Genomic DNA, 25,941 nt, shown 5'->3' with positions numbered 1-25,941 from the left:
CTTGTCGCCGACCCGAGCGGTGTCTGGTGCGTGCAGCTGCAAGGCGGAGGAGAGCGGCGACGCGGAGCGATGGGGGCCCCTCCCGCTCGAGCGAAGCCGAGAGTGGGGGAAACCGACGACAACGCCGCAGATGCGCGTGCCGGACCCTGCGACGCCGGAATGATCCAAACGACAGGCCCTAGGCGGCCCGCACCTCGTAGGTCCGCACCCGTACCGTCTCGTCGTCCAGGCACCGGCCGTCCAGCAGGTCGAACCGCTGCTTGAGCAGCGGCGACGCGACGAACGGGCGGCCCCGGTGGGTGCCGAGCAGGCCGCGGGAGAGGACCGCCGCCCCGGCGAACGGGTCGCGGTTGTCGACCGCGTACAGCTCGCCCGCGCGGTCGCGGAACAGGGCCGCCTGCCGGCCGTCGGGGAGCAGGGCGGCCACGCCCCGGCCGGGCAGCAGCCGGCTCAGGTCGCAGAGCGTGAGCCAGTCCCCGTCCAGCCTGAGCTGGACCTTCAGGTCGGTCGTCTCGAGTGCCAGGGTCATCGCTGGGCGCTTCCTTCCAGGAGGCCTGCCGTGGGACGCAGCCCGATGGCCAGCAGCGGCAGGTCGGGCTTGATCTGGTCGCGCTCCGGGACGAAGGCGACCACCGGGTCGGGCGTGTCGGGCGCGTTGACGAAGGACACGAAGCGGGCGAGCTTCTCGGGGTCGTTGATGGTCTCGGCCCACTCGTCACGGTAGTGCGCGACGTGCGCCGCCATCAGCGACTCCAGCTCGGCGCAGATGCCGAGGGAGTCCTCGACGACCACCTCGCGGACGTGCTCCAGGCCGCCGGGGATGCGCTCCAGCCAGGCCGAGGTGCGCTCCAGGCGGTCGGCGGTGCGGATGTAGAACATCAGGAAGCGGTCGATCAGCCGGACCAGCTCGGTGTCGGACAGGTCCTGCGCGAGCAGGTCCGCGTGGCGCGGGGTGGCGCCGCCGTTGCCGCCGACGTAGAGGTTCCAGCCGCCGGCCGTGGCGATCACGCCGAAGTCCTTCGACTGGGCCTCCGCGCACTCGCGGGCGCAGCCCGAGACCGCCGACTTCAGCTTGTGCGGGGAGCGCAGGCCCCGGTAGCGCAGCTCCAGGTCGATCGCCATGCGCACCGAGTCCTGGACGCCGTAGCGGCACCAGGTGGAGCCCACGCAGGACTTCACGGTGCGCAGCGCCTTGCCGTAGGCGTGGCCCGACTCGAAGCCGGCGTCCACCAGCCGGGTCCAGATCAGCGGCAGCTGCTCGACGCGGGCGCCGAACAGGTCGATCCGCTGGCCGCCGGTGATCTTGGTGTAGAGGCCGAAGTCGCGGGCGATCTCGCCGATCACGATCAGCTTCTCCGGGGTGATCTCCCCGCCGGGGATGCGCGGGACGACGGAGTACGAGCCGTTCTTCTGGAGGTTGGCGAGGAAGTGGTCGTTGCTGTCCTGCAGCGCCGCCTGCTCACCGTCCAGGACGTAGCCGCTCGCGCCGATCACCGGGGCCAGGGAGGCGATGATCGAGCCCACCGCGGGCTTGCAGACCTCGCAGCCGTCGGTGCCGCGGGCCTCCTCGCGGCCGTAGCGGTCCAGCAGGTCCTGGTAGGCGGTGATCCGCAGGGCGAGGACGATCTCGTACAGCTCCTCGCGGGTCTGGGAGAAGCAGCCGCACAGGCCCTTGTCGACCTCGACGCCGGACGCCTCCAGCTCCGCGGCGACCAGCTGGCCGAGCACCTTGACGCAACTGCCGCACGTCGTCCCGGCCTTGGTGCACTTCTTCACCTCGGGCACGGTGGTGCAGCGGTGTTCGGTGACCGCCTCGCGGATCGTGCCCTTGCGGACGTTGTTGCAGGAGCAGATGATCGCGTCGTCCGGCAGCGCGGCCGGTCCGAGGCCCTCGGCGCCCGCGCCGGCCCCGGCGGGCAGCACCAGCGACTCCGGCGCGACGGGCGGCACCGAGCCGGTCAGCGCGCGCAGCGTGCCGTACGCCTCGGCGTCGCCGATCAGGATGCCGCCGAGCAGCGTGCCGTCGCGGCCGATGACGAGCTTCTTGTACAGGCCCGCGCGGGAGTCGGAGTAGACGACGTCCAGGCAGTCCCCGGTGGTGCCGTGCGCGTCGCCGAAGGACGCCACGTCCACGCCGAGCAGCTTCAGCTTGGTGGACAGGTCGGCCCCGGTGAACGACGCCTCGTCCGCGGCGATGGTCGCGGCGGCCGTCTCCGCCTGGTCGTAGCCCGGCGCTACCAGCCCGTACACCCGGCCGTCGGCGGCCAGCGCGCACTCGCCGATCGCGAACACGTGCGGGTCGGCCACCGTGCGGCACTGCTCGTCGACCGCGATGCCGCCGCGCTCCCCGACGGTCAGTCCGCAGTCCCGGGCGAGCTGGTCACGGGGCCGGACGCCCGCGCTGAACACCACCAGGTCGGTGGCCAGTTCGGAGCCGTCGGACAGCTTCATGCCGGTGACGGCGCCGGACGCGTCGACCACGATCTCCTGGGTGCCGACGCCGGTGTGGACGCTCAGGCCCATCTCCTCGATGGTGCGCAGCAGGGCCGCGCCGCCGCCCTCGTCGACCTGCACCGGCATCAGGCGCGGCGCGAACTCCACGATGTGGGACGTCAGTCCGAGGCCCTTCAGGGCGCCCGCGGCCTCCAGGCCGAGCAGTCCGCCGCCGACCACGGCGCCGGTGGTGGCCCGGGTCCGCGCGTACTCCTCGATGGCCAGCAGGTCCTCGATCGTGCGGTAGACGAAGCAGCCCTCGGCGTCCTTGTTCGGGACGGGCGGCACGAACGGGTAGGAGCCGGTGGCGAGGACGAGGGTGTCGTAGCCGAACACCCGTCCGGAGCGCGCGGTCACCTCGCGGGCCCCGCGGTCGACGGTGACGGCCGGGTCGCCGACGTACAGCTCGATGCCGTGCGCGGTGATGAACTCCGGGTCGGTCAGCGACAGTTCCTCGGGCGTGCGGCCCGAGAAGTACGACGTGAGGGCGACCCGGTCGTACGCCGGGCGCGGCTCCTCGCACAGCACGACCACGCGGTGCGTGGCGGTCAGGCCGCGCTCGGCGAGCGCTTCGAGGAAGCGCTGGCCGACCATGCCGTGGCCGACGAGCACGATCGTGGGGGTGGCCTCCGGGGTGGCGGTCATTCAGGAGCCTCCATCGTTGGTGAGCAGGTGGAGCAGGGGGCCGTCGCCGGGGAGCGGCTCTGCTCCCTCCCAGGCGCGGGCGAGCGCGCCGACGGTGCCGAGTTCGCCGACGAGGACCCCGCCGACCAGGCGGTCGTCGCGGACGACGACCTTGCGGTACGTGCCGCGGGTGGCGTCGGTGAGCCGCACGACGTCGTCACCGGGCCGTGCGACCGTGTCGCCGAACGCGGCGAGGTCGAGCACGCCGTCGCCGGTGAGGGTCAGCCGGGTCAGGGCGCGGGTGCCCGTGTAGCGGACGTCGTCGTGGCCGGCCAGCAGGGCGGCGAGCACGTCCGCCTGTTCCAGGGCGGGCGCGGCGAGGCCGTAGACCTGCCCGGCGTGCTGGGCGCAGTCCCCGACGGCCCGCACGTGCGGGTCGCTGGTGCGCAGTTCGTCGTCGACCAGTACGCCCTTGTCGACGGCGAGGCCGGCGTCCTGGGCGAGGCCGACCCGCGGGTGGACCCCGCAGGCCAGCACCACCAGGTCGGCGTCCAGCGCGTAGCCGTCGGCCATCTCCACCGAGCGGACCGCGCCGCCGACGCACCGCACGTCGCGCACCCGGCACTCGGGGTGCACCTCGACGCCCAGGTCCTCCAGGTGCCGCAGCACCAGCCGGGAGGCCTCCGGGTCGAGCTGACGCTCCATCAGGCGCTCGGCCTGCTGGGCGAGGACGACCTGGGCGCCGCGCACGGCGAGGGCGCGGGCCGCGGAGACCCCGAGGAGCCCGCCGCCGATCACCACCGCCCGCACGCCCGGCCGGACCGCCTTCGACAGGCCCAGGCAGTCGTCCATCGTGCGGAACGCGTGGACGCCCTCGGGCAGTTCGCGGTCCGGGGTGAACAGGCCGCGCAGCGGCGGCAGCACCGGGTTGGACCCGGTCGCCAGGACCAGCGTCCCGTAGGCGATCTCCGTGCCGTCCGCGCACGTCACCGTGCGCCGGTCGCGGTCGATGCCGGTGACCCGGGCCCGCACCAGGTCGGCGGGCGCGGGCAGCGCGATCACCTCGGGCGCGTAACGGCCGGCCAGCACCTCGGCGAGCAGCACCCGGTTGTACGGGCGGTGCTCCTCCTCGCCGACGACCAGCGCGGGCGTGCCGAGCTCAGCGAGCCGCCGGGCGAACCGTACGCCCGCGAGGCCGGCGCCGATCACCACCACACGCGTATTCGAGGTCATGTGGTCGAGCCTGCGGTGCCGACGTTACCCGGCCGCATCACCCCTGTTTCCCGTGCGGAACGCTGCCCTCAGCGGCGGCGGGGGAGAGGTGTGAGGTCGCACCGGCCCGCAGGGCGCCCGGGGCGAGCCGGGCAGGAAGGGGAGCCGGGCGGGAAGGGAAGCCGGGCGGGAAGGGGCGAGCCGGCTCAGCGGCTCCCGGTCAGGTGCGCGAAGACCACCACGTTGCCCTGGTAGCCGGTGTCCCGCGAGTAGCCGCCCCCGCAGGTGATCACCCGCAGCTCCGGCCGCGGCGCGGCCCCGTAGACCTTGGCGTCGGGGAAGGCGCCCGCCCGGTAGACCTCCACCGCGTCCACGGTGAACAGGGCCGTGCTGCCGTCCCGGCGGTCCACCTCGATGCGGGCGCCCTTGCGCAGCGCGCCGAGCGCGTAGAACACGGCCGGGCCGTCCGCGTTGTCGACGTGGCCCGCGACGATCGCGGTGCCCGTCTCCCCGGGGGTGGTGCCGGCCTCGTACCAGCCGGCCAGGTTCTTGCGCGCGGCGGGCGGCGCCTCCAGGCTGCCGCCGGAGGTGAGGCGCAGGCCGGTCAGGGGCGCGTCGACGCCGATCGCGGGGATGCGGACGCGGTCCGGCGGGGACGGCGGCAGCGCGGGCGCGGAGCGCGGGTCGGTGCCGCCGGGCCGGGCCTGGGCGGCGGACGGCTGCGGCGGGGCGTGCCGTTCGGCGGCGTCGTGCAGCAGCCACGCGCCGGAGCACAGCGCGGTGACGGTCACGGCGGCTATCGCGGCGTCGCCCAGCCTGTGCATACGAGCCTCCTGGTGAGCGGCCCGGTCCCCCTCCGGGCCGCGAGGGGCGTCGGACCCGGAGGGGGAGGGGACGTGCGGTACCGGCGGACGGACAGCGGAGGGTGTCCGTCAGAACACATCGCCTCTCGCCCGGCGATGCAGGAGCCAGGTACCGCCCGCGGCGGCGACGGCGAGAGCCGCCACGCCGGCCGCGGTCTGCACGGGGTCGGGGCCCAGAGCGCCGCCGACCCCCGTCTTCACGCTCCCCCGCGGGGGGACCCGCTGGTGCGCCGCGGTCAGGGACACCACGAGGTCCCCGCTGACCCGCCGGCCGTCCTCGGCGCACTCCGCGACGATCTCGTACGTCCCCGGCTGCGCGCTGGGCGGCACCCTGAACTCCCCGACGACGTCGCCGTCGTGGGTGGTCGGCGCCAGCGTGAACCGGCCCGCGCCGACCGCGCCGGCGTCGCCCGCGGCGGTGCCCTCGGGGCCGCACGCCGAGGTGCCGACGGTGACCCGGTCACCCGGCACGGCCGCCGAGGGGTACACCTCGAGGCCGCCGGACTGCGCGGCGTACGCGGTGGCGACGGGACCGCTCACGGCGGTGACGGCGAGCACGGTGCCGGTCAGCAGACGGGCGGTACGTCGCATCGGTGCTCCTTCGAGCTGTTCGGTGGGCCCTGCCCTTCCGAGGTAAGTGGCACCGGCGCGAGCCCGCTTCCTGAGGATGCGTCAGAAAGGGGATGAACGGGTGTCGTCCGCCGCCCCGAGCGGCCGGCGTTTCAGCAGGTCACGGCGGCCTCCGCGGAGCGCGCCACAAAGGCGCCGGACGAGCGGGTGAACGGGTGACGGCGAGTCAGCGCCGCCCCGCGCGCCAGTCGCCGCCCTCGATCGGCTCCCCGTGCGCCCGCAGCCGGGCCGCGACGACGGGCCCGGCGAGGTACACCCAGGCACGCACCGGCGGGCCCCCGGCCGCGCGCAGCACGGTGGCCCGCTCGACGCGCTCGTAGAGGGTGTGCGGGTCGCCGGGCCGGTACTCCTCGAGCCGGTCGAGCTCGGCGAGGAGGGCGTCGTAGGCCCACGGGTGCGCGGTGACCAGGTCGCCGGTGACGGTGCCGCCGGGCGCGTGCACGGCGTAGGGGTAGCCGGGGCCGGCGTAGAGCACCGCGTCGGGGAGCAGCGCGGGTTCCTCGGCGAGGGTGCGGCCGCGCAGGAGGAGGTCGTGGTTGACCTCGCCGGGACGCAGGGTGCCGTACACGAAGAAGGGGAGGGCTGCGGTCACAGAAACGATTCTCTCCTCCTCGGCATCCTCACACTTCCCTGTGAAGGCGCTATGGACATGACATGTCATGCCCTCTTAAATCTCAGACGACATCAGCGCCACCCCCACGCGCCCGACGGCGCCCCGACCGAGGAGTCGCATGAGTCGGATACGGCCGCACGTCCGAGGTTCCCGTCTCGCCACCGCCGGCATCGCCGCCACCGCGGCCACCCTGCTGGCCGCCGCGCTCTCGCCCGCCGCCGACGCGGCCGACGGGCCGAGCCGCGCCACCGCCCTCGCCAACGCCGCGTCCGCCGTCGCGGACCACGCCGCGGGCCTCGGCCTGACCGCCGCCCAGGACACGTCCGTCCGGGACGTCGTCGTCGACAAGGACGGCACCCAGCACGTCCGCTACGACCGCACCTTCCGCCGACTGCCCGTCCTCGGCGGCGACTTCGTGGTCCACCTGGCCTCCGACGGCTCCTACCGCGGCGCCGACCGGGCGACGACGAAGACGGTCTCGCTCGCCTCCGTCACCCCGCAGGTGTCCGCCCCCAAGGCCGCCGACGCCGCCGTGGCCGCCCTGCGCGCCGCCAGCCGCGGCACGACCCTCAAGCAGGTCAAGGCCAAGCCGCACCTGGTCGTCGACGCCCTGCACGGCACCCCGAGACTGGCCTGGCGGACCGACGCGGTCGGCCTGGACACGCTCGGCAACCCGGTCGCCCGCGCCGTCCTGACCGACGCCCGCACCGGCGCGCAGATCGACGCCTGGGACCTGATCGAGACGGCGACCGGCGACGGCGCGTCCCTCTACAGCGGCACGGTCCCGCTGGAGACCACGGCCTCCGGCTCGGCGTACCAGCTCAAGGACCCGACCCGCGGCAACACCTACACCGGCGACGCGGCCAACAAGACCGACCTGTGCATCTTCGGCATCTGCTTCAGCCGCGCCCCCGCGACCGTCTTCACCGACGCCGACAACCACTGGGGCACCGGCACCACCGCCGACCGCTCCTCCGCCGCGGTCGACGCCCAGTACGGCACCAACGAGACCTGGGACTACTACAAGAACGTCCACGGCCGCAACGGCATCGCCAATGACGGCAAGGGCTCCTACAACCGCGTCCACTACGGCAGCAACTACAACAACGCCTTCTGGGACGACAGCTGCTTCTGCATGACGTACGGCGACGGCGACGGCACCACGTTCGGACCGCTGGTGGCGCTGGACGTCGCGGGCCACGAGATGAGCCACGGCGTGACGTCGAAGACGGCCGGGCTGACCTACTCGGGCGAGTCCGGCGGCCTGAACGAGGCTACCTCGGACATCCTCGGCACGATGGTCGAGTGGTACGCCGGCAACGCCTCCGACGCCGGTGACTACCTGATCGGCGAGAAGATCGTCCGCCCCGGCTTCGGCAAGGCCGCCCTGCGCTTCATGGACAAGCCCTCCAAGGACGGCAACTCGGCTGACTACTGGAGCAGTTCGGTCGGCAACCTCGACGTCCACTACTCCTCGGGCGTCGCCAACCACTTCGCCTACCTCCTCGCCGAGGGCAGCGGCCCCAAGACCGTCAACGGCGTCAGCTACGACTCGCCCACCTACGACGGCTCCACGGTCACCGGCATCGGCCACGACAAGGTCGGCAAGATCTGGTACCGCGCCCTGACCGTCTACATGACGTCCTCCACCAACTACAAGGGAGCCCGCACGGCCACCCTGAACGCGGCGAAGGACCTCTACGGCGCGACCAGCGCGGAGTACGCGGCGGTGGCGGCGGCGTGGACGGCGGTCAACGTCACCTGACCCACGCCCCGTTCGAGCGGGGGACCGGCGCCCGACGCGCGGGTGCCGGCCCCCCGCCCTACCCCTCCACCGCCTCCACCCGCACCGCGCACACCTTGAACTCCGGCATCCGGGACGTCGGGTCCAGGGCCGGGTTGGTCAGGGTGTTCGCGCGGCCCTCGCCCGGCCAGTGGAACGGCATGAAGACCGTGTCCGGGCGGATGGCGGTGGTGATCCGGGCCGGTGCCACCGCACGGCCGCGCCGCGACACCACGGCCACCGGGTCGCCCTCGGCGGCCCCGAGCCGCGCCGCGAGCCGTGGGTGCAGTTCGACGAACGGGCCCGGCGCGGCGGCGTTGAGCTCGTCGACCCGCCGGGTCTGCGCGCCCGACTGGTACTGGGCCACCACCCGGCCCGTGGTGAGCAGCACCGGGAACTCCTCGTCCGGCTCCTCGGCCGCGGGCCGGTGCGCGACCGGCACGAACCGCGCCCGGCCGTCCGGGGTGGCGAACCGGTCGAGGAACAGGCGCGGGGTGCCGGGGTGTTCGGGCGCGCCCCCCTGCGCGCCGGACTCCGCCGCCATCGCCGTCCCCTCCGCCGGGCACGGCCAGAACACCCCGTTCTCCTCGGCCAGCCGGCGGTAGCTGATGCCCGAGTAGTCCGCCGGGCCGCCCGCGCTCGCCCGGCGCAGTTCCTCGAAGACCTCCTCGGGGTCCGTCGGGAAGCCCTTCTCCACACCCAGCCGGGCCGCGAGGTGGTGCAGGACCTCCAGGTCGCTGCGCACGCCCCCGGGCGGGGAGACCGCCCGGCGCCGCAGCAGCACGCGGCCCTCCAGGTTGGTCGTGGTGCCGGTCTCCTCCGCCCACTGCGTCACGGGCAGCACCACGTCGGCCAGCGCGGCCGTCTCCGACAGCACCACGTCGCACACGGCGAGGAAGTCCAGGGACCGGATGCGCTCCTCGACGTGCGCGGCGCGCGGCGCCGACACCACCGGGTTGGAGGCCATCAGCAGCAGCGCGCGGACGTCCGTGCCGAGGGCGTCGAGCAACTCGTAGGCGCTGCGCCCCGGTCCGGGCAGGGCGTCCGGGTCCACGCCCCACACCTCGGCCACGTGCCGCCGCGCCGCCGGGTCGTCCAGCTTGCGGTAGCCGGGCAACTGGTCGGCCTTCTGGCCGTGTTCGCGCCCGCCCTGCCCGTTGCCCTGCCCGGTCAGACAGCCGTACCCGGACAGCGGGCGGCCCGCCCGGCCGGTCGCCAGGCACAGGTTGATCCAGGCGCCGACGGTGTCCGTCCCCTTGGACTGCTGCTCGGGCCCGCGCGCGGTGAGCACCATCGCGGCCTCGGGCTCGCAGAACAGCCGTACTGCCTCCCGCAGTTCGGGAACGGACACCCCCGTGATCCGTTCCACGTACTCCGGCCAGTGCGCCATCGCCGCGGCCCGTGCCTCCTCCCAGCCGCTGGTCCGCTCCCGGACGTACTCCTCGTCCGTGCGGCCCTCCGCCACCACCAGGTGCAGCAGGCCGAGCGCGAGCGCCAGGTCGGTGCCGGGGCGGGGCGCCAGGTGCAGGTCGGCCTGCTCGGCGGTCTTCGTGCGGCGCGGGTCGACGACGATCAGCGTGCCGCCGTTCTCGCGCAGTTCGCGGAAGTAGCGCAGCGCGGGCGGCATGGTCTCGGCGGGGTTGGAGCCGACCAGGATCACGCAGCCGGTCCGCGGGATGTCCTCCAGCGGGAACGGCAGCCCCCGGTCCACCCCGAACGCCTTCGTGCCGGCGGCCGCCGCCGACGACATGCAGAACCGCCCGTTGTAGTCGATCTGCGAGGTGCCCAGCACCACGCGGGCGAACTTGCCGAGCGCGTACGCCTTCTCGTTGGTCAGCCCGCCCCCGCCGAACACGCCGACCGCGTCGGCCCCCGCCTCGGCGCGCACCCGGGCCAGTTCGCCCGCGATCCGGTCCAGCGCCTCCTCCCAGGTGGCCGGCTCCAGCGTGCCGGCGGGCGAGCGCACCCACGGCGAGGTCAGCCGCACCCGTTCGGAGAGCACCTCGGGCGCCGTACGGCCCTTGGCGCACAGCGCTCCCCGGTTCACCGGGAAGTCGGCGCGCTCGCTCACCTCGACGCCGCCCTGCGGCAGGGGCGTGAGGTTCATCCCGCACTGCAGGGCGCAGTACGGGCAGTGGGTGGGCGTCGGGGTGCTCTGCATGCGCCTCAGCGTGCGGCGGCCGTGTTACGTGCCGCGACGGCCCCTGTTACGCCCCCGGCACGACGACCTCCCCGCCCGCCCGCGCGCCCGGTGAGGTGCGTCCACGGCACCCGGGAACGGCGGGTCAGCGCGCTCCCGCCAGCGCCGACGCCACTCCCGTCTCCTTCGGCCCGAGGAACCGCGGGTCCGGCTCCAGGACCGCGTCCAGCGCGGCCTTGCCGGCGGCGAGCACCTCCCGCGCACCGCCGTAGTACCAGGTGACGTCGTGCTCGGCGTCCACCCCGACGCCGTACGAGGTGATCCCGGCCGCCTCGCACAGGGCGACCGCACGCCGGATGTGGAAGCCCTGGCTGATCAGCACGGCCCGGTGGACGCCGAAGATCCTCCGGGCCCGTACGCAGGAGTCCCAGGTGTCGAACCCGGCGTAGTCGCTGACGATCCGCCGGTCGGGCACGCCGTGCCGGGTGAGGTACGCGCGCATGGCGTCCGGCTCGTCGTAGTCCTCGCGGCTGTTGTCGCCGGTGACCAGGACGACCTTGACCGTGCCGTCCCGGTACAGCCGCGCCGCCGCGTCCAGCCGGTGCGCGAGGTACGGCGACGGCTCGCCGCCCGACAGGCCCGCGCCGAACACCACGGCGACGTCGGTGCGCGGCGCGGCGGCGGTGGTCACCAGCCGGTCCGCGGTGGACACGAACAGCCACGTCGACGGCAGCAGCGCCAGCACGCAGCCCGCCACCACGGCCTGCACCAGCCGCCGTCGCCCCTTGCGGGTACGCGGCAGCCGCGGCCCGCCCGGCCCGCGCCAGGGTCGGCGCACGGCGCCACCTCCTCGTCGCAGCAGTCGAAAGTCTCCCGGTCCCGGGCAGGAGGACGCGTCCCGCGATCATCCGGTTCACCCGGCCCCGCCCGCCGGACCTCACACCGTGGTTCCCTGGAAGGTGAACCACCGGAAAAGTCCCGTGACGGACGCGCAACAGCCGGGCAACCTCGCCCCGGCAGGATCGGTCCCCATGACTCCCTCCCCGACGGTCCGGCGCCCCTGATGCGCCCGGTCAGCACCCCGCTCGCCGGCCGGCCCGGCCCGGTCGGCCCCCACGGCCGCCGGCGCCCGGAGCCGCCCGCGCTGGTCCTCGTCGGCCACGGCAGCCGCGATCCGCGCGCCCTGGCCACCGTCCGTGAGCTCCTCGCGCGCGTGAGCGGCCTGCGGCCCGGCCTGCCCGTGCACCTCGGCCACATCGAGCTGAACGAGCCGCTGCTCGTCGACACTCTCGCCGCCCTCGACGCGCGCGGCACGACGGACGCCGTGCTGGTCCCGCTGCTGCTCGGCCGCGGCCACCACGTGAAGCACGACATCCCCGGCATGGCGGCCGGGGCGCGCCTGCACACGCGCGTGGCGGCCCCGCTCGGCCCGCACCCCCTGCTGGTGGACACCCTGCACACCCGGCTGGTGGAGGCGGGCTGGCCCACGGACCCGACGAGCGCCGAACGCCGCACCAGCGCGGTGGTGCTCGCCGCGGCGGGCTCCCGCGACCCCGACAACGCGTCCGACACGGACCGCACGGCCCGCCTCCTCGCCCGGCGCCTCGGCGTCCCGGTCGTCCCCGCCTACGCCTCCGCCGCGGCCCCCACCGTGGAGTCGGCCCTGCACGACCTCGCGGCCCGGGGCCGCCACCGGGTGGCGGTCGCGTCGTACTTCACGGCCCCCGGCCGCTTCGCGACCCAGTGCGCGGCCCACGCCCCCTGGCTGGCCTCGGCCCCCCTCGGCGCCCACCCGGCGATGGCCCACCTGATCCTGACCCGCTACGACGAGACCCTCGCCACCACGAACGACGCGTCCCACGCCGCGTAGAGAACGGCCCCGGCCCGACCCACGAGCCGGCCCCCGCACCGGCCTCGCATCGTCCGCACGCGAGCCTGCGTCGACCGGCCCGCCCGCGCGCGCGGCCTTCACCGGCTCCGCCCCGCCTGCGGACGCGGCCCCGCACGGGCCTGGCTCACCCACGCGGGCCGGACCTGCCGGCCGAAGCCGCCGCGCACCGGCCCTGTCCCGGCCGCCACGCCCGGGCTGCGGATGCGGCTCCCGCCCATGAGCGCGGCCCTGCCCCAGCTCCGGCCCGCCTGCCGGGCCGCGGTTTTGGCCGCCCGCCTGCCGGGGGCGGCCCCGCCCCAGCTCCGGCCCGCCTGCCGGACGCGGCCCTGTCCCCGGCGCCGCCCCAGCTCCGCCCCGCCTGCCGGGGGCGGCCCTGCCCCAGCTCCGGCCCGCCTGCCGGACGCGGCCCTGTCCCCGGCGCCGCCCCAGCTCCGCCCCGCCCGCCGGGCCGCGGTCCTGGCCGCCCGCCTGCCGGGGGCGGCCCCGCCCCAGCTCCGCCCGCCCGCCGGACGCGGCCCTGTCCCCGGCCCCGCCCCGTCCAAGAACCCCGCCCGCACCACCCCGGTCCCACCCGCGTACGCGCCCCGCCCCGCCCCGACCCCCTTCTGTCAGCGGTGACCCGTACTGTCGAGCCATGGCAGGCACCCCGTACGACGACACCGCGACCGAGCGCTGGGCGCCCGAGCCCGACAAGCGGCCGGGGCGTACCGCGTTCCAGCGCGACCGCGCCCGCATCCTGCACTCCGCCGCGCTCAGGAGACTCGCCGGCAAGACCCAGGTCGTGACGCCCGGCACCCGGGGCCCCGCCTGGGACGCCAGTCCGCGCACCCGGCTCACGCACTCCCTGGAGTGCGCCCAGGTCGGCCGGGAGCTGGGCGCGGCCCTCGGCTGCGACCCCGACCTGGTGGAGGCCGCCTGCCTCGCCCACGACCTGGGCCACCCCCCGTTCGGCCACAACGGCGAACGGGCGCTCAACGACTTCGCGCGGGACTGCGGCGGCTTCGAGGGCAACGCCCAGTCGCTGCGGCTGCTCACCCGCATCGAGCCCAAGCGCTTCACCCCGGAGGGCTCCGTCGGCCTGAATCTCACCCGGGCCACCCTCGACGCCGCGACCAAGTACCCCTGGCCGCGCGGCGCCCACCCCACCGACCCGGACTCGCGCAAGTTCGGCGTGTACGACGACGACCGGCCCGTGTTCGACTGGGTCCGCGCGGCCGCCCCGGGCACGCGCACGTGCTTCGAGGCCCAGGTCATGGACTGGTCGGACGACGTGGCGTACTCGGTGCACGACGTCGAGGACGGCCTGCACGCCGGCCACATCGACCCCGTCTGCCTGCACGCCGAGCCCGAGCGCCGGGAGGTCTTCGCGGTCGCCGCCCGCCGGTACGTCCCGGCGGACACCGACCCCGAGGAGCTGGCCGCCGCCCTGGACCGTCTCCAGGAGCAGGAGTGGTGGCCGCACGGCTACGACGGCACGGCGGTCGCCCAGGCCCGGCTGAAGGACGCCACCAGCCAGCTCATCGGCCGCTTCTGCCTGGCCGCCGAGGGCGCCACGCGCGAGGCGTACGGCACCGGCCCGCTGAGCCGCTACGCGGCCGAGCTCGTCGTCCCGCGGGGGACGCGCCTGGAGTGCGCGGTCCTCAAGGCGGTCGCCGACCTGTACGTCATGCAGCGCGCCGAGCAGGAGCGGCTGCGCGCCGACCAGCGCGTGGTGATCGCCGAGCTGGCCGAGGTGCTGACCGCGCGCGCCCCCGACGGACTGGACCCGCAGTTCCGCGCGCTGTTCGCGGGGGCGGCGGACGACCGGGCCCGCAAGCGGGTGATCGTCGACCAGATCGCCTCCCTCACGGACGCCTCGGCGCGATCCCTTCACGCCCGCCTGACGGCGCACCTGTGACCATCGTCGGCACCCGGACCGCGGCAGCGGTCCGTAGGTGACCCCGCGTGGCCTGATCGGGTCACTCCCCCTTCCCCCGCCCCCCGGCGTGCGGGACGCTCATGTGGCCGCACGTTTACGAGGAGGCTTCAAGTGGTCGACGCGGATCAGACATTCGTCATCGTCGGAGGTGGCCTGGCCGGCGCCAAGGCGGCCGAGACGCTCCGGGCGGAGGGCTTCACCGGCCGCGTCATACTGATCGGCGACGAGCGCGACCACCCCTACGAGCGGCCCCCGCTGTCCAAGGGCTACCTGCTCGGCAAGGACGCCCGCGAGAGCGTCTTCGTACACGAGCCCGCCTGGTACGCGCAGAACGACGTCGAGCTGCACCTGGGCCAGACCGTCGACGCGATCGACCGCACGGCGAAGACCGTCCGCTTCGGCGAGGACGGCACCGTCGTCCACTACGACAAGCTGCTGCTCACCACCGGTGCCGAGCCGCGCCGCCTGGACATCCCGGGCACGGACCTCGCGGGCGTCCACCACCTGCGCCGGCTCGCCCACGCCGAGCGCCTCAAGGGCGTGCTGACCGCCCTCGGCCGGGACAACGGCCACCTCGTGATCGCCGGCGCGGGCTGGATCGGCCTGGAGGTGGCGGCGGCGGCCCGCGAGTACGGCGCGGAGGTCACCGTCGTCGACCCCTCGCCGACCCCGCTGCACGGCGTCCTCGGCCCCGAGCTGGGCGAGCTGTTCGCCGAGCTGCACCGCGAGCGCGGGGTGCGCTTCCACTTCGGGGCCCGGCTGACCGAGATCGTCGGCCAGGACGGCATGGTCCTCGCCGCCCGCACGGACGACGGCGAGGAGCACCCGGCGCACGACGTGCTGGCCGCGATCGGCGCCGCGCCGCGGGTCGCGCTCGCCGAGGCGGCCGGGCTGGAGCTCGCCGACCGGGCGCACGGCGGCGGGGTCGTGGTGGACGCGGGCCTGCGCACCTCCGACCCGGACGTCTACGCGGCCGGCGACGTGGCCTCGGTGCCGCTCGGCCTGTTCGACACCCGGGTCCGGGTCGAGCACTGGGCCAACGCCCTGAACGGCGGCCCGGTCGCCGCCCGCTCGATGCTCGGCAAAGCGGGCGAGGGTGCCTCCTACGACCGCGTGCCCTACTTCTTCACCGACCAGTACGACCTGGGCATGGAGTACAGCGGGTGGGCGCCGCCGGGCTCGTACGACCAGGTGGTGATCCGCGGCGACGCCGGCAAGCGCGAGTTCATCGCGTTCTGGGTCGCGCAGGGCCGGGTGCTGGCCGGGATGAACGTCAACGTGTGGGACGTCACGGAGCCGATCCAGCGGCTGATCCGCGCGCAGGCACCGGTCGACACCGACGCCCTGGCCGACCCGCACGTTCCGCTGGAAAACCTCGCACCGTGAGTGTCGGTCCGTCCCCGTAGACTTCACGCGTGGCAGGACGGATCAACGACGAGGACGTGAAGGCGGTACGGGACGCGGTCCCGATCGACGCCGTGGTGTCCGAGTACCTCCAGCTGCGCAATGCGGGCGGCGGCAACCTCAAGGGGCTGTGCCCGTTCCACGACGAGAAGTCGCCCTCCTTCCAGGTCAGCCCGGGCAAGGGACTGTTCCACTGCTTCGGCTGCCAGGAGGGCGGCGACACCATCACGTTCGTGATGAAGATCGACCACCTCACCTTCTCCGAGGCGGTCGAGCGCCTGGCCGCCCAGGCCGGCATCACCCTGCGCTACGAGGAGGGCGGGTACAACCCCGCCCACCAGCGCGGCGAACGCATCCGCCTGGTCGAGGCCCACAAGATCGCCGCCGAGTGGTACGCGGAACAGCTCGCGCTCTCCCCGGAGGCCGAGGCCGGCCGGGTCTTCCTCGCCGAGCGCGGCTTCGACCAGGGCGCCGCCCAGCACTTCGGCGTCGGCTACAGCCCGCAGGGCTGGGACCACCTCACCCGGTTCCTGCGCGGCAAGGGCTTCACCGACAAGGAGCTGGTCCTCTCCGGGCTCTCCCAGGAGGGCCGCCGCGGCCCCATCGACCGCTTCCGGGGCCGCCTGATGTGGCCCATCCGCGACATCGGCGGCGACGTCGTCGGCTTCGGCGCGCGCAAGCTCTACGAGGCGGACAACGGCCCCAAGTACCTCAACACGCCCGACACGGCGCTCTACCGGAAGTCCCAGGTCCTCTACGGCATCGACCTGGCGAAGAAGGAGATCGCCAAGACGTCCCGCGCGGTCGTGGTCGAGGGCTACACCGACGTCATGGCCTGCCACCTGGCCGGGGTCACCACCGCCATCGCCACCTGCGGCACCGCCTTCGGCGGCGACCACATCAAGATCCTCCGCCGGCTGCTGATGGACAACGGCTCGGCGCGCGTCATCTTCACCTTCGACGGCGACGCGGCCGGCCAGAAGGCGGCCCTGCGCGCCTTCGAGGACGACCAGAAGTTCGCCGCCGAGACGTACATCGCGGTCGCCCCCGACGGCATGGACCCCTGCGACCTGCGCCTGGCCAAGGGCGACGAGGCGGTCGCCGACCTGGTCGAACCCCGCACCCCGCTCTTCGAGTTCGCGCTGCGCCAGATCGTCGGCCGCTACGACCTGGACACCCCGGCCGGCCGGGCCGCCGCCCTCGACGAGGCCGCGCCGGTCGTCGCCCGCATCAAGAACACCGGCGCGCAGCACGAGGTCGCCGTCCAGCTGGCCGGCCTGCTGGGCATCCTCGACACCCAGTTCGTCGTCAAGCGCGTGGCGCAGCTGGCCCGCTGGGCCCGCGAGCGCGGCGGCCGCGACCCGCGCCCCGCCGACCGGGGCGCCCCGCAGCAGCAGTGGGCGCAGGCCCCCCGCTCCGGCCCCTCCGGCCCGGCCCTCACCCTGCGCAACCCGGTCTTCGCCACCGAGCGCGAACTGCTCAAGCTCGCCCTGCAGCGCCCCGAGCTGGTCTCCCCGGCGTTCGACGCGTACGGCATCGACGAGTTCACCGCCCCGCCCTACGCGGCCGTGCGCCAGGCGGTCCAGGACGCGGGCGGCGCGGAGTACGGCGTGCAGGACCCGCAGGAGTACCTGGTGCGGGTCCGCGAGGCCGCCCCCGACGACACGGTCCGCGCCATGGTCACCGAACTCGCCGTCGAGCCGATCATGAAGCGCGCGGTGGACGAGGTGTACGCGGGCACGGTCCTGGTCCAGGTCCGCCGCCGCGCGGTGGAGCGCCGCATCCGGGACGTCCAGTCGCAGATGACCCGCCTGTCCACCGGCGGCGACCAGGCCCAGCTGGCCGCCGTGCAGAACGAGCTGTGGATCCTCCAGCAGTACGACCAGGCGCTGCGCGAGCACGGGGCCGCGGCGCTCTGACCCACGGGACCGTCCGGGGCGTCCCGCCGGCCCCCGCGGTCACCGCTCGGTCACGGACCGGACTCAAAAAGTCACCGCACGCCCCTCGTGGCGGAGATGTGTCGTACCCCACACTGGGGTGCGGTGCCTGAGTCCTCGGAGCGCGGCCGATCCGTTCCCCACGGGTCACAGACCCCCGCGGGCGCGCTCATCGCGTACGGGACGGACAGCGGCGAGGCAGCCGCCTCCGCCCCGAAGTACCGCTGCCGCCCCCCTCGGCAGCGACCATCCTGGAGGTCGCCCCCGTGCAGACCCGCACCCTCGTCCCGACCGACACCCGTACCGACGGCACGGAGTCCGGCACCGAGAGCGACCTCCTGGTCGCGGTGCCCCCGCAGGACCGTGCCGTGCACCACCCGGAAGCCGACCCGGACGCCGGGCCGGGCCCCGAGCCGTCCCTGGAGCCGTCCGTGGAGCCGCCCCCCGAGCCGGGTGAGCCGGGCGAACCGCCCGCCGAGGCGCTGGACGCCGTGGACGCGGGGGACGCCGCGCACGCCCTGGACGCCGTGGGCGCCGTGCTCCCCGGGGCCGCCGGGCGGGCCCCCACCCGCACCGAGTCCGGCGGCCCCTCCGCCGACCTGTTCCGCCAGTACCTGCGCGAGATCGGCCGGATCCCGCTGCTCACCGCGGCCGAGGAGGTCGAGCTCGCCCGGCACGTCGAGGCCGGCCTGTTCGCCGAGGAGAAGCTGGGCACCACCCCCGACCTGGACAGCGAACTGGCCCTCGACCTGGACCGGCTGGTGGTCATGGGCCGGATGGCCAAGCGCCGCCTCATCGAGGCCAACCTGCGGCTCGTGGTGTCGGTCGCCAAGCGCTACGTCGGCCGCGGCCTGACCATGCTCGACCTGGTCCAGGAGGGCAACCTCGGCCTGATCCGCGCCGTCGAGAAGTTCGACTACGCCCGCGGCTACAAGTTCTCCACCTACGCCACCTGGTGGATCCGCCAGGCGATGTCCCGCGCGCTCGCCGACCAGGCCCGCACCATCCGCGTCCCCGTGCACGTCGTCGAGCTCATCAACCGCGTCGTGCGCGTCCAGCGCCGCATCCTCCAGGAGCGCGGCTACGAGCCGACCCCCGAGGAGGTCGCCGCCCAGCTGGACCTCGCGCCCGAGCGGGTCGGCGAGGTGCTGCGCCTCGCGCAGGAACCGGTGTCGCTGCACGCGCCGGTGGGGGAGGAGGACGACGTCGCGCTCGGTGACCTCATCGAGGACGGCGACGCCGCGAGCCCCGTGGAGTCGGCGGCGTTCCTGCTGCTCAAGGAGCACCTGGAGGCCGTGCTGTCCACCCTCGGCGAGCGGGAGCGCAAGGTCGTCCAGCTCCGCTACGGCCTGGCCGACGGCCGCCCCCGCACGCTGGAGGAGATAGGGCGCATCTTCGGCGTGACCCGCGAGCGCATCCGCCAGATCGAGTCCAAGACCCTCAACAAGCTCAGGGACCACGCCTTCGCGGACCAGCTGCGGGGCTACCTCGACTGACCCGCACCGGGGCGCCGCCGCACCGCGACGGCACCCCGGGCCGGGCCGGCCGCTCAGTCCACCTCGGCCACGGCCTGGGCGAACTGCGCCTCGTACAGCCGGGAGTACGCCCCGCCGGCCTCCAGCAGGTCGTGGTGCGTGCCCTGTTCCACGATGGAGCCGTTCTCCATCACCAGGATGGTGTCCGCGTCCCGGATCGTCGACAGCCGGTGCGCGATCACGAACGACGTGCGCCCGTGGGCGAGTTTGGCCATCGCCTTCTGGATCAGCACCTCGGTGCGGGTGTCGACCGACGACGTCGCCTCGTCCAGCACCAGGATCACCGGGTCGGACAGGAACGCCCGCGCGATGGTGATGAGCTGCTTCTCACCGGCGCTGACCCCGGAGCCCTCGTCGTCGATCACGGTGTCGTACCCGTCGGGCAGCGTCCGCACGAACCGGTCCGCGTGGGCCGCCCGGGCCGCCTCCTCGATCTCCCCGCGAGTGACCTCGCGGGAGGCGCCGTAGGCGATGTTCTCCGCGATCGTGCCGCCGAACAGCCAGGTGTCCTGCAGCACCATGCCGATCCCGGCGCGCAGTTCGTCCCGGGACATCGACGCGATGTCCACGCCGTCGAGGGTGATCCGCCCGCCGGAGACGTCGTAGAACCGCATCAGCAGGTTGACCAGGGTGGTCTTGCCCGCGCCGGTCGGGCCGACGATCGCGACGGTCCGGCCGGGCTCCACGGTCAGCGACAGGTCCTCGATGAGCGGCTTGTCGGGCTCGTAGCGGAACGACACGTGCTCCAGCGCCACCCGCCCGCGCAGCGCCTCGGGCCGGGTGCCCGGCACCGGGTCCGCCTCCTGCTCCTCGGCGTCCAGCAGCTCGAAGACCCGCTCGGCCGAGGCCACGCCCGACTGCACCAGGTTCGCCATCGACGCGACCTGCGTCAGCGGCATCGAGAACTGCCGCGAGTACTGGATGAACGCCTGCACGTCCCCGATCGACAGCGCGCCCGAGGCGACCCGCAGCCCGCCGACGACCGCGACCAGCACGTAGTTGATGTTCGACACGAAGAACATCAGCGGCTGCATGACCCCGCTGTTGAACTGCGCCTTGAACCCCGCCTCGTACAGCGCGTCGTTCTGCTCGGCGAACTGCTGCGCCGACTCGTCCTGCCGGCCGAACACCTTCACCAGGGTGTGGCCGGTGTACATCTCCTCGATGTGCGCGTTCAGCTTGCCGGTGGTGCGCCACTGCTGCACGAAGTGCGGCTGCGACCGCTTGCCGACCCGGGTGGCCACCACGAACGACAGCGGCACGGTCACCAGCGCGACCAGCGCCAGGATCCAGGAGACGTAGAACATCATCGCCAGCACGCCGATGATCGTCAGCAGCGAGTTGATCAGCTGGCCCATCGACTGCTGGAGCGTCTGCCCGATGTTGTCGATGTCGTTGGTCGCCCGCGACAGCACCTCACCGCGCTGCCGCTGGTCGAAGTACGACAGCGGCAGCCGCGACAGCTTCGTCTGGACGTCCTCGCGCATCCGGAACATCGTGCGGTTCACGGCCCGGTTGACCAGCCGCGTCGCCACCGCCATCAGCAGGCCGGCGACCAGGAACACGCCCACCGCGAGCAGCAGCACGTGCCCGACGGCGGTGAAGTCGATGCCCTTGCCCGGCGTGAAGTCGGTGCTGCGCAGCATGTCGGCCACGTCGCCGTCGCCGCGCTGCCGCATCGACTCCAGCACCTGGTCCTTGGTGGCACCGGCCGGCATCTGCCGCCCGACGATGCCGGAGAACACCAGGTCGGTCGCCCGGCCGAGGATCTTCGGCCCGACGACGTTCAGCCCGACGCTGACCACCACGCACGCCAGCAGCGCGTAGATGGTCAGCCGTTCCGGCCCGAACCGGGCGACGAGCCGCCGGCCCGACACCTTGAAGTCCAGCGAGCGGGTGTCGGGGCCGCCCCCGGCCATCATCCGCCCCATCGGCCCCGCCATCACGCAGCCTCCGCTTCCGTCAGCTGGGAGAGCACGATCTCCCGGTAGGTCTCGTTGTCCGCCATCAGCTCGTGGTGGGTGCCGGTGCCGACCACGCGGCCCTCGTCGAGCACCACGATGCGGTCGGCGTCCCGGATGGTCGCCACGCGCTGCGCGACGATCACCACGGTCGCCTCCGCGGTCTCCTCGGCGAGCGCCGAGCGCAGGGCTGCGTCCGTGGCGTAGTCGAGCGCGGAGAAGGAGTCGTCGAAGAGGTAGATCTCCGGGCGCTGCACGAGCGTCCTGGCGATGGCCAGGCGCTGGCGCTGACCGCCGGAGACGTTGGTGCCGCCCTGCGCGATCGGCGCGTCCAGGCCGCCCTCCAGCTTCGTCACGAAGTCCTTGGCCTGCGCCACCTCCAGCGCGTGCCACAGCTCCTCGTCGGTGGCGTCCGGGTTGCCGTAGCGCAGGTTCGTCGCCACGGTCCCGGCGAACAGGTACGGCTTCTGCGGCACCAGGCCCACGGTCCGGGCCAGCAGCCGCGGGTCGAGCGCGGCCACCGGCACGCCGTCGACCAGCACCTCCCCGTCGGTGGCGTCGAACAGCCGCGGCACGAGGCCCAGCAGCGTCGACTTGCCGCTGCCGGTCGAGCCGATGACGGCGGTCGTCTCGCCCGGCCGGGCGACCAGGTCGACGGACCTCAGCACGGGCTCCTCGGCCCCCGGGTAGCGGAAGCCCGCCCCGCGGAGCTCCAGGTGCCCGTGCCGGCGCAGCTCCGTGACCGGTGCGAGCGGCGGCACCACGCTGGAGTCGGTGTCCAGGACCTCCTGGATGCGCTCGGCGCACACCTCGGCACGCGGCACCATCATGAACATGAAGGTCGCCATCATCACGGACATGACGATCTGCATCAGGTAGGCGAGGAACGCGGTCAGGTCGCCGATCTGCATCTCGCCGCTGTCGATGCGGTGCGCGCCGAACCACACCACCGCGATGGACGACAGGTTCACCACCGTCATCACCACGGGGAACATCAGTGCCAGCAGGTTGCCGGTGCCCAGCGCCATGGCGGTCAGGTCGGTGTTGGCCTTGCGGAAGCGCTGCTGCTCGTACTCGTCGCGGACGAAGGCGCGGATGACGCGGTTGCCGGTGATCTGCTCGCGCAGCACCCGGTTCACCGTGTCCAGCCGGACCTGCATGGCCCGGAACAGCGGCCGCAGCCGCCGTACGATCAGCGTCACGCAGATGCCCAGCACCGGGACGACGGCGACCAGCACCCCGGACAGCGGCACGTCCAGACCGAGGGCGAGCACGATGCCGCCCACGCACATGATGGGCGCCGACACCATCAGGGTGAACGACATCAGCACCAGCATCTGTACCTGCTGGACGTCATTGGTCGTACGGGTGATGAGGGACGGAGCGCCGAAGTGGCCGACCTCGCGGGCGGAGAACGACTGCACCCGGTCGAAGACGGCGGCCCGCACGTCACGGCCGAGCGCGGAGGCCGTGCGGGCGCCGTAGTACACGGCGCCGATGTTGCACACGACCTGGACCAGCGAGATGCCGATCATCAGGGCGCCGTAGGACAGGATGTAGCCGGTGTCGCCCTTCACGACGCCGTCGTCGATGATGTCCGCGTTCAGCGTGGGCAGGTAGAGGGTGGCGCAGGTCTGCAGGAACTGCAGCAGCACCAGCAGGGCGATGGGTTTCTTGTAGGGCCTGAGACAGGTCCGCAGGAGTCGTATGAGCACGCTGGTCTCTCGGAGTCGGCGAAAGGGGCGGTCGCTTGCCCCTGGCACCTATCGTCGGGCACCCCACCCGTGTTACCTCAACCGATTAACCCGTCGGCGCGGCCCGGCGCGTCCGCTACGAGCGGAACGCCCCCGGGTGTGTCTGTTCGCGCACCGACACGAACTGCTGCCGCACCGCCTGCCCGACCGCCAGCTCCTCGCCCGGCTCCAGCACCTGCGCCGCCGCGCCCTGCCAGGCCGGCGGCGTCCGCGGGTCGAGCGTGCCCTGGGTGACCCCCAGCGCCCAGGCCGCCTGCCGGGCGGCGCCGATCGCCGCGTAGTCCGCGGGCTGCGGTACGACGACCTGCGCCCCGAACAGCGCCGGCGCCGCGGCCTGCACCGCGGGCAGCTCGGCCGCCGCGCCCAGCAGGAAGACCCGCCGCACCTCCACGCCCCGCCCGCGCAGCACGTCCAGCGCGTCGGCGAGCCCGCACAGCATGCCCTCGAAGGCGGCCCGCGCCAGGTGCTCGGGCTTCATCGACTCGCGCCGCAGCCCGGCCAGCGTCCCGGCGGTGTGCGGCAGGTTCGGGGTGCGCTCGCCCTCCAGGTAGGGGAGCAGCACCAGCCCGTGCGAGCCGGGCGTCGACTTCATGGCCAGGTCCGACAGGGTCTCCAGGTCGGGCAGCCCCAGCAGCTCGGCCGCGCCGCGCAGGGTCCGCACGGCGTTCAGGGTGGTCACGACCGGCAGGTGCATGCCGGTCGCGTCGGCCAGCGCGGTGATCGTCCCGGAGCCGTCCATCAGGGCCTCGGGGTGGACGGCCATCACGGACCCGGAGGCGCCCAGGGACACCACGGCGTCGCCGGTCCCCAGCCCCAGGCCCAGCGCCGCGGCCATGGTCTCGCCGGTGCCGGCGGAGATCAGCAGCCCCTCCGGCGTCGTACCGGCCGCCTCCGAGGGCCCGATCACCTCGGGCAGCACCGCCTGGTGGCCGAGCGCCAGCTCGACCAGGTCGGGCCGGTAGCCGCCGGTCGCGGCCGACCAGTACCCGGTGCCCGAGGCGCCGCCCCGGTCGGTGGTCCGGCGCGCCGGCCGGCCCAGCAGCTGCCAGACCAGCCAGTCGTGGGCCTGCAGCAGCACGGCCGTGCGCTGCGCGGCGTCCGGCTCGCTCTTCGCCAGCCAGCGCAGCTTGGTCACCGGCTGCGCGGCCTGCGGTACGCACCCGACCGCCTGCGCCCACGCCTCCCGGCCCCCGAACGCGTCCACCAGGTCGGCGGCCGCGACCTGCGCCCGCTTGTCCCCGCCGACCATCGCCGGGCGCACGGTGTTGCCCTGCGCGTCCAGCGGCACGACGGCGTTCTGCTGCGCGGACACGCCGATGGCCTGCACGCCCTCCAGCAGTCCGCCGCCGGCGGCCTCACCGAGGGACAGCAGCCAGGCCTGCGGGTCGACGTCGCTCGGGCGGCCGCCGCCCGCCGGACCGTCGACCGGGTGCGGCGCGTAGCCCTGCCTGAGCACGGCACCCGTGTCGGTGTCGCAGACGACGATGCGAGTGAAATCGGGCGAACTGTCCAACCCGGCGACTATCCCCATGGCGAAAATTCTGCCGCATCGCGGCGCCGGCTCGGGCCGGGCACGGCACAGGGGCGCGGGAACCGTACGACCGCACGGTTCCCGCGCCCCTCAGGACTGCCGGACGACGAGCCCTAGGTGGTGCTGGTGCCCCAGTCGTCGGCGGGGGCGGAGCCGTTCCGCTCGCGCAGCGAGCGGACCCGCTGGGTGACCGAGTCGGGGACCCGGTCGCCGAGCTTGTCGCTCACCGCGTGGTAGGCCTTGCCGGCGTACTGGCGGCCCTGCTGGGCCGCCGTCTCGGCGGTGTTGCGGACGGCGGGGTTCTCGGAGAGCCGGCGCGCGGACTTCTTCAGCTGCTCGTAGCGTTCGCGTCCGGCCCTCGTGCCCAGCACGTAGCCCAGGGCGAGCCCGGAGAGGAACATCAGCCGGTAGCGCATGACGGCCACCCTTCCCTCGTGTCGGTCGGCGGTGCGGCATCGGTGCCGGGGGTACCGATTGGCTAAGCACCCCCCTGCTTGCGCTAATGTATGTGTCGCAGCGAGCGGGCGCCCCCTGGCGGATACCCAGGACGGCACGTTCGATGCAACGAGGCATTCCTCCGTAGCTCAATTGGCAGAGCAGCCGGCTGTTAACCGGCAGGTTACTGGTTCGAGTCCAGTCGGGGGAGCTCGGTCCTCCGTAGCTCAATTGGCAGAGCAGCCGGCTGTTAACCGGCAGGTTACTGGTTCGAGTCCAGTCGGGGGAGCATGCTGAACGAGGACCCCGTAGGGGTCCTTTTTCATGTCAGCACGGAAGCCGACCATCCGAAGCAGGAGATCGTATGAGCGGCTATGCTGCGGCAGACGACGCGCACACATGTACGCGACACGCCGCTATGGGGCGGTAGCTCAGCCGGTTAGAGCAGCGGACTCATAATCCGTCGGCCGTGGGTTCGAGTCCCACCCGCCCCACTGTGCACGCCCTCGGCCCGCGGGAACGTCTCGGCGGGCGGGCATTCGTCACCTGCGCCAGAACAAGTGGTGCGTCACCCCGCTCGGGCTCGGCACCACCTCCAGGTGGAAGCGGTCGCGCAGGTCGTCGGGGGAGTCCCACAGGCGCAGGCCCGAGCCGATCTCCACCGGGGCGACCGCGATGTGCAGCGTGTCGACGAGGTCGGCGTCGAGGAACTCGCGCACCGTGCTCACCCCGCCGCCCAGGCGCACGTCCTTGCCCCGCGCCGCCTCCCGAGCCTGCGCCAGCACCGTGGCGGGGTCGGCGTTCACGAAGTGGAACGTGGTGTCGGAGAGGGTGAACGAGGGGCGCTCGTGGTGGGTCAGGACGAACACCGGCGTGTGGAAAGGCGGCTCCTCGCCCCACCAGCCCTGCCACTCGTGGTCCTGCCACGGGCCGCGCTGGGGTCCGAACTTGTTGCGGCCCATGATCTCGGCGCCGATGCCGTGGCTGAAGTCCCGGGTGAAGTAGTCGTCCAGACCCCGGCTGCCGCCGGGCTCGGTGCGGTTGGGCCAGCTCGCCGTCGCGCCGGCCCAGGTGAAGAGCTCCCGCGGGTCGATACGGGTGCCGAAGGGCCGTTCCAGGCTCTGGTCCTCGCCCGCGGCGACGCCGTCGCGGGAGATGGTGAAGTTCTGCACGCGCAGCAGCTGTTCCATGTGATCCCTTGATCCCTCATCAGGTCC

General features: G+C 73.9%; 19 protein-coding genes and 3 tRNA genes. 9 read left to right on the top strand and 13 right to left on the bottom strand.

Annotated features, from left to right (window positions below):
* Window positions 1–178 precede the first annotated feature (178 nt).
* The 6 genes from nirD to E4U91_RS11300 all read right to left on the bottom strand — a co-directional run bounded on the left by nirD (window position 179) and on the right by E4U91_RS11300 (window position 6,414).
* Window positions 179–529: a nitrite reductase small subunit NirD gene (nirD, locus tag E4U91_RS11325; RefSeq protein WP_137306738.1), complete on the bottom strand. Its 351-nt coding sequence runs from the start codon at window positions 527–529 to the stop codon at window positions 179–181.
* A complete protein-coding gene (nirB, locus tag E4U91_RS11320; RefSeq protein ID WP_137306737.1) occupies window positions 526–3,138 on the bottom strand; it encodes a nitrite reductase large subunit NirB in 2,613 nt (870 codons plus the stop codon). Before nirB ends, nirD begins: the two co-directional genes overlap by 4 nt.
* Entirely contained in the window at window positions 3,139–4,350 is a 1,212-nt protein-coding gene (locus E4U91_RS11315; protein WP_137306736.1) for an NAD(P)/FAD-dependent oxidoreductase, read from the bottom strand.
* Window positions 4,351–4,535: 185 nt separating this feature from the next.
* Complete coding sequence (locus E4U91_RS11310; RefSeq protein WP_137306735.1) at window positions 4,536–5,153, bottom strand: class F sortase; 618 nt, start codon at window positions 5,151–5,153, stop codon at window positions 4,536–4,538.
* A gap of 108 nt (window positions 5,154–5,261) precedes the next feature.
* Window positions 5,262–5,783 (bottom strand): hypothetical protein, encoded by a 522-nt coding sequence (locus E4U91_RS11305; RefSeq protein ID WP_137306734.1) that lies wholly within the window; start codon window positions 5,781–5,783, stop codon window positions 5,262–5,264.
* Between the two features lie 205 nt (window positions 5,784–5,988).
* A complete protein-coding gene (locus E4U91_RS11300; RefSeq protein ID WP_241678558.1) occupies window positions 5,989–6,414 on the bottom strand; it encodes a gamma-glutamylcyclotransferase family protein in 426 nt (141 codons plus the stop codon).
* A gap of 139 nt (window positions 6,415–6,553) precedes the next feature.
* Between E4U91_RS11300 and E4U91_RS11295 the strand changes: the two genes are divergently transcribed.
* On the top strand, window positions 6,554–8,200 hold the full coding sequence (locus E4U91_RS11295; RefSeq protein WP_137306732.1) for a M4 family metallopeptidase: 1,647 nt from the start codon (window positions 6,554–6,556) through the stop codon (window positions 8,198–8,200).
* A 58-nt stretch (window positions 8,201–8,258) separates the two neighbouring features.
* Here the strand turns inward: E4U91_RS11295 and E4U91_RS11290 are convergent, their stop codons facing one another.
* Together E4U91_RS11290 and E4U91_RS11285 are read right to left on the bottom strand one after the other, a co-directional pair.
* Window positions 8,259–10,379, bottom strand: a complete 2,121-nt coding sequence (locus tag E4U91_RS11290) for a molybdopterin oxidoreductase family protein (protein ID WP_137306731.1) — start codon at window positions 10,377–10,379, stop codon at window positions 8,259–8,261.
* A 124-nt stretch (window positions 10,380–10,503) separates the two neighbouring features.
* The gene (locus E4U91_RS11285) at window positions 10,504–11,196 is read right to left on the bottom strand and encodes a SanA/YdcF family protein (protein WP_137306730.1); all 693 of its coding nucleotides are present in this window, start codon (window positions 11,194–11,196) and stop codon (window positions 10,504–10,506) included.
* A 225-nt stretch (window positions 11,197–11,421) separates the two neighbouring features.
* On the opposite strand from E4U91_RS11285, the gene E4U91_RS11280 reads away from it, so the two are divergent.
* The 5 genes from E4U91_RS11280 to E4U91_RS11260 all read left to right on the top strand — a co-directional run bounded on the left by E4U91_RS11280 (window position 11,422) and on the right by E4U91_RS11260 (window position 19,004).
* On the top strand, window positions 11,422–12,228 hold the full coding sequence (locus tag E4U91_RS11280; protein ID WP_137306729.1) for a sirohydrochlorin chelatase: 807 nt from the start codon (window positions 11,422–11,424) through the stop codon (window positions 12,226–12,228).
* A 655-nt stretch (window positions 12,229–12,883) separates the two neighbouring features.
* Complete coding sequence (locus E4U91_RS11275) at window positions 12,884–14,146, top strand: deoxyguanosinetriphosphate triphosphohydrolase (RefSeq protein ID WP_137306728.1); 1,263 nt, start codon at window positions 12,884–12,886, stop codon at window positions 14,144–14,146.
* Window positions 14,147–14,278: 132 nt separating this feature from the next.
* Window positions 14,279–15,553 (top strand): NAD(P)/FAD-dependent oxidoreductase, encoded by a 1,275-nt coding sequence (locus E4U91_RS11270; protein WP_137306727.1) that lies wholly within the window; start codon window positions 14,279–14,281, stop codon window positions 15,551–15,553.
* A gap of 29 nt (window positions 15,554–15,582) precedes the next feature.
* Window positions 15,583–17,490, top strand: a complete 1,908-nt coding sequence (dnaG, locus tag E4U91_RS11265) for a DNA primase (protein ID WP_137306726.1) — start codon at window positions 15,583–15,585, stop codon at window positions 17,488–17,490.
* Between the two features lie 284 nt (window positions 17,491–17,774).
* Entirely contained in the window at window positions 17,775–19,004 is a 1,230-nt protein-coding gene (locus E4U91_RS11260; RefSeq protein WP_241678557.1) for an RNA polymerase sigma factor, read from the top strand.
* Window positions 19,005–19,057: 53 nt separating this feature from the next.
* On the opposite strand, the gene E4U91_RS11255 is transcribed toward E4U91_RS11260, so the two are convergent.
* The 4 genes from E4U91_RS11255 to E4U91_RS11240 form a co-directional block, all read right to left on the bottom strand.
* The gene (locus tag E4U91_RS11255) at window positions 19,058–20,986 is read right to left on the bottom strand and encodes an ABC transporter ATP-binding protein (RefSeq protein WP_137306724.1); all 1,929 of its coding nucleotides are present in this window, start codon (window positions 20,984–20,986) and stop codon (window positions 19,058–19,060) included.
* The gene (locus E4U91_RS11250) at window positions 20,986–22,719 is read right to left on the bottom strand and encodes an ABC transporter ATP-binding protein (RefSeq protein ID WP_137306723.1); all 1,734 of its coding nucleotides are present in this window, start codon (window positions 22,717–22,719) and stop codon (window positions 20,986–20,988) included. Before E4U91_RS11250 ends, E4U91_RS11255 begins: the two co-directional genes overlap by 1 nt.
* Window positions 22,720–22,834: 115 nt before the next feature.
* The gene (locus tag E4U91_RS11245) at window positions 22,835–24,289 is read right to left on the bottom strand and encodes a xylulokinase (protein ID WP_137306722.1); all 1,455 of its coding nucleotides are present in this window, start codon (window positions 24,287–24,289) and stop codon (window positions 22,835–22,837) included.
* Between the two features lie 113 nt (window positions 24,290–24,402).
* Window positions 24,403–24,705 carry a hypothetical protein gene (locus E4U91_RS11240; RefSeq protein ID WP_067232565.1) on the bottom strand — a complete coding sequence of 101 codons (303 nt, stop codon included), beginning with the start codon at window positions 24,703–24,705 and terminating at the stop codon, window positions 24,403–24,405.
* Between the two features lie 157 nt (window positions 24,706–24,862).
* Here E4U91_RS11240 and E4U91_RS11235 point away from each other — a divergent pair.
* From E4U91_RS11235 to E4U91_RS11225, 3 genes are all read left to right on the top strand, one after another.
* Window positions 24,863–24,935: transfer RNA gene (locus tag E4U91_RS11235), tRNA-Asn, on the top strand.
* Between the two features lie 5 nt (window positions 24,936–24,940).
* A tRNA-Asn gene (locus tag E4U91_RS11230) sits at window positions 24,941–25,013 on the top strand.
* Between the two features lie 131 nt (window positions 25,014–25,144).
* Window positions 25,145–25,218: transfer RNA gene (locus tag E4U91_RS11225), tRNA-Ile, on the top strand.
* Between the two features lie 48 nt (window positions 25,219–25,266).
* Here the strand turns inward: E4U91_RS11225 and E4U91_RS11220 are convergent.
* On the bottom strand, window positions 25,267–25,914 hold the full coding sequence (locus E4U91_RS11220; protein WP_137306721.1) for a dihydrofolate reductase family protein: 648 nt from the start codon (window positions 25,912–25,914) through the stop codon (window positions 25,267–25,269).
* Window positions 25,915–25,941 lie beyond the last annotated feature (27 nt).

Origin of the sequence: Streptomyces lasalocidi (assembly GCF_005280215.1) — a bacterium.
GTDB classification, from domain to species: Bacteria; Actinomycetota; Actinomycetes; order Streptomycetales; family Streptomycetaceae; genus Streptomyces; species Streptomyces longwoodensis.
The sequence above is the reverse complement of the archived record's forward strand: the minus strand, read 5'-3'. Positions and strand labels throughout refer to the sequence as shown.

Excerpts from the sequence above, each read along its gene's own strand:
- nirD (WP_137306738.1), bottom strand. The coding sequence starts at position 529 with ATGACCCTGGCACTCGAGACGACCGACCTGAAGGTCCAGCTCAGGCTG.
- nirB (WP_137306737.1), bottom strand. The coding sequence starts at position 3,138 with ATGACCGCCACCCCGGAGGCCACCCCCACGATCGTGCTCGTCGGCCAC.
- E4U91_RS11315 (WP_137306736.1), bottom strand. The coding sequence starts at position 4,350 with ATGACCTCGAATACGCGTGTGGTGGTGATCGGCGCCGGCCTCGCGGGC.
- E4U91_RS11310 (WP_137306735.1), bottom strand. The coding sequence starts at position 5,153 with ATGCACAGGCTGGGCGACGCCGCGATAGCCGCCGTGACCGTCACCGCG.
- E4U91_RS11305 (WP_137306734.1), bottom strand. The coding sequence starts at position 5,783 with ATGCGACGTACCGCCCGTCTGCTGACCGGCACCGTGCTCGCCGTCACC.
- E4U91_RS11295 (WP_137306732.1), top strand. The coding sequence starts at position 6,554 with ATGAGTCGGATACGGCCGCACGTCCGAGGTTCCCGTCTCGCCACCGCC.
- E4U91_RS11290 (WP_137306731.1), bottom strand. The coding sequence starts at position 10,379 with ATGCAGAGCACCCCGACGCCCACCCACTGCCCGTACTGCGCCCTGCAG.
- E4U91_RS11280 (WP_137306729.1), top strand. The coding sequence starts at position 11,422 with ATGCGCCCGGTCAGCACCCCGCTCGCCGGCCGGCCCGGCCCGGTCGGC.
- E4U91_RS11275 (WP_137306728.1), top strand. The coding sequence starts at position 12,884 with ATGGCAGGCACCCCGTACGACGACACCGCGACCGAGCGCTGGGCGCCC.
- E4U91_RS11255 (WP_137306724.1), bottom strand. The coding sequence starts at position 20,986 with ATGGCGGGGCCGATGGGGCGGATGATGGCCGGGGGCGGCCCCGACACC.
- E4U91_RS11245 (WP_137306722.1), bottom strand. The coding sequence starts at position 24,289 with ATGGGGATAGTCGCCGGGTTGGACAGTTCGCCCGATTTCACTCGCATC.
- E4U91_RS11240 (WP_067232565.1), bottom strand. The coding sequence starts at position 24,705 with ATGCGCTACCGGCTGATGTTCCTCTCCGGGCTCGCCCTGGGCTACGTG.
- E4U91_RS11220 (WP_137306721.1), bottom strand. The coding sequence starts at position 25,914 with ATGGAACAGCTGCTGCGCGTGCAGAACTTCACCATCTCCCGCGACGGC.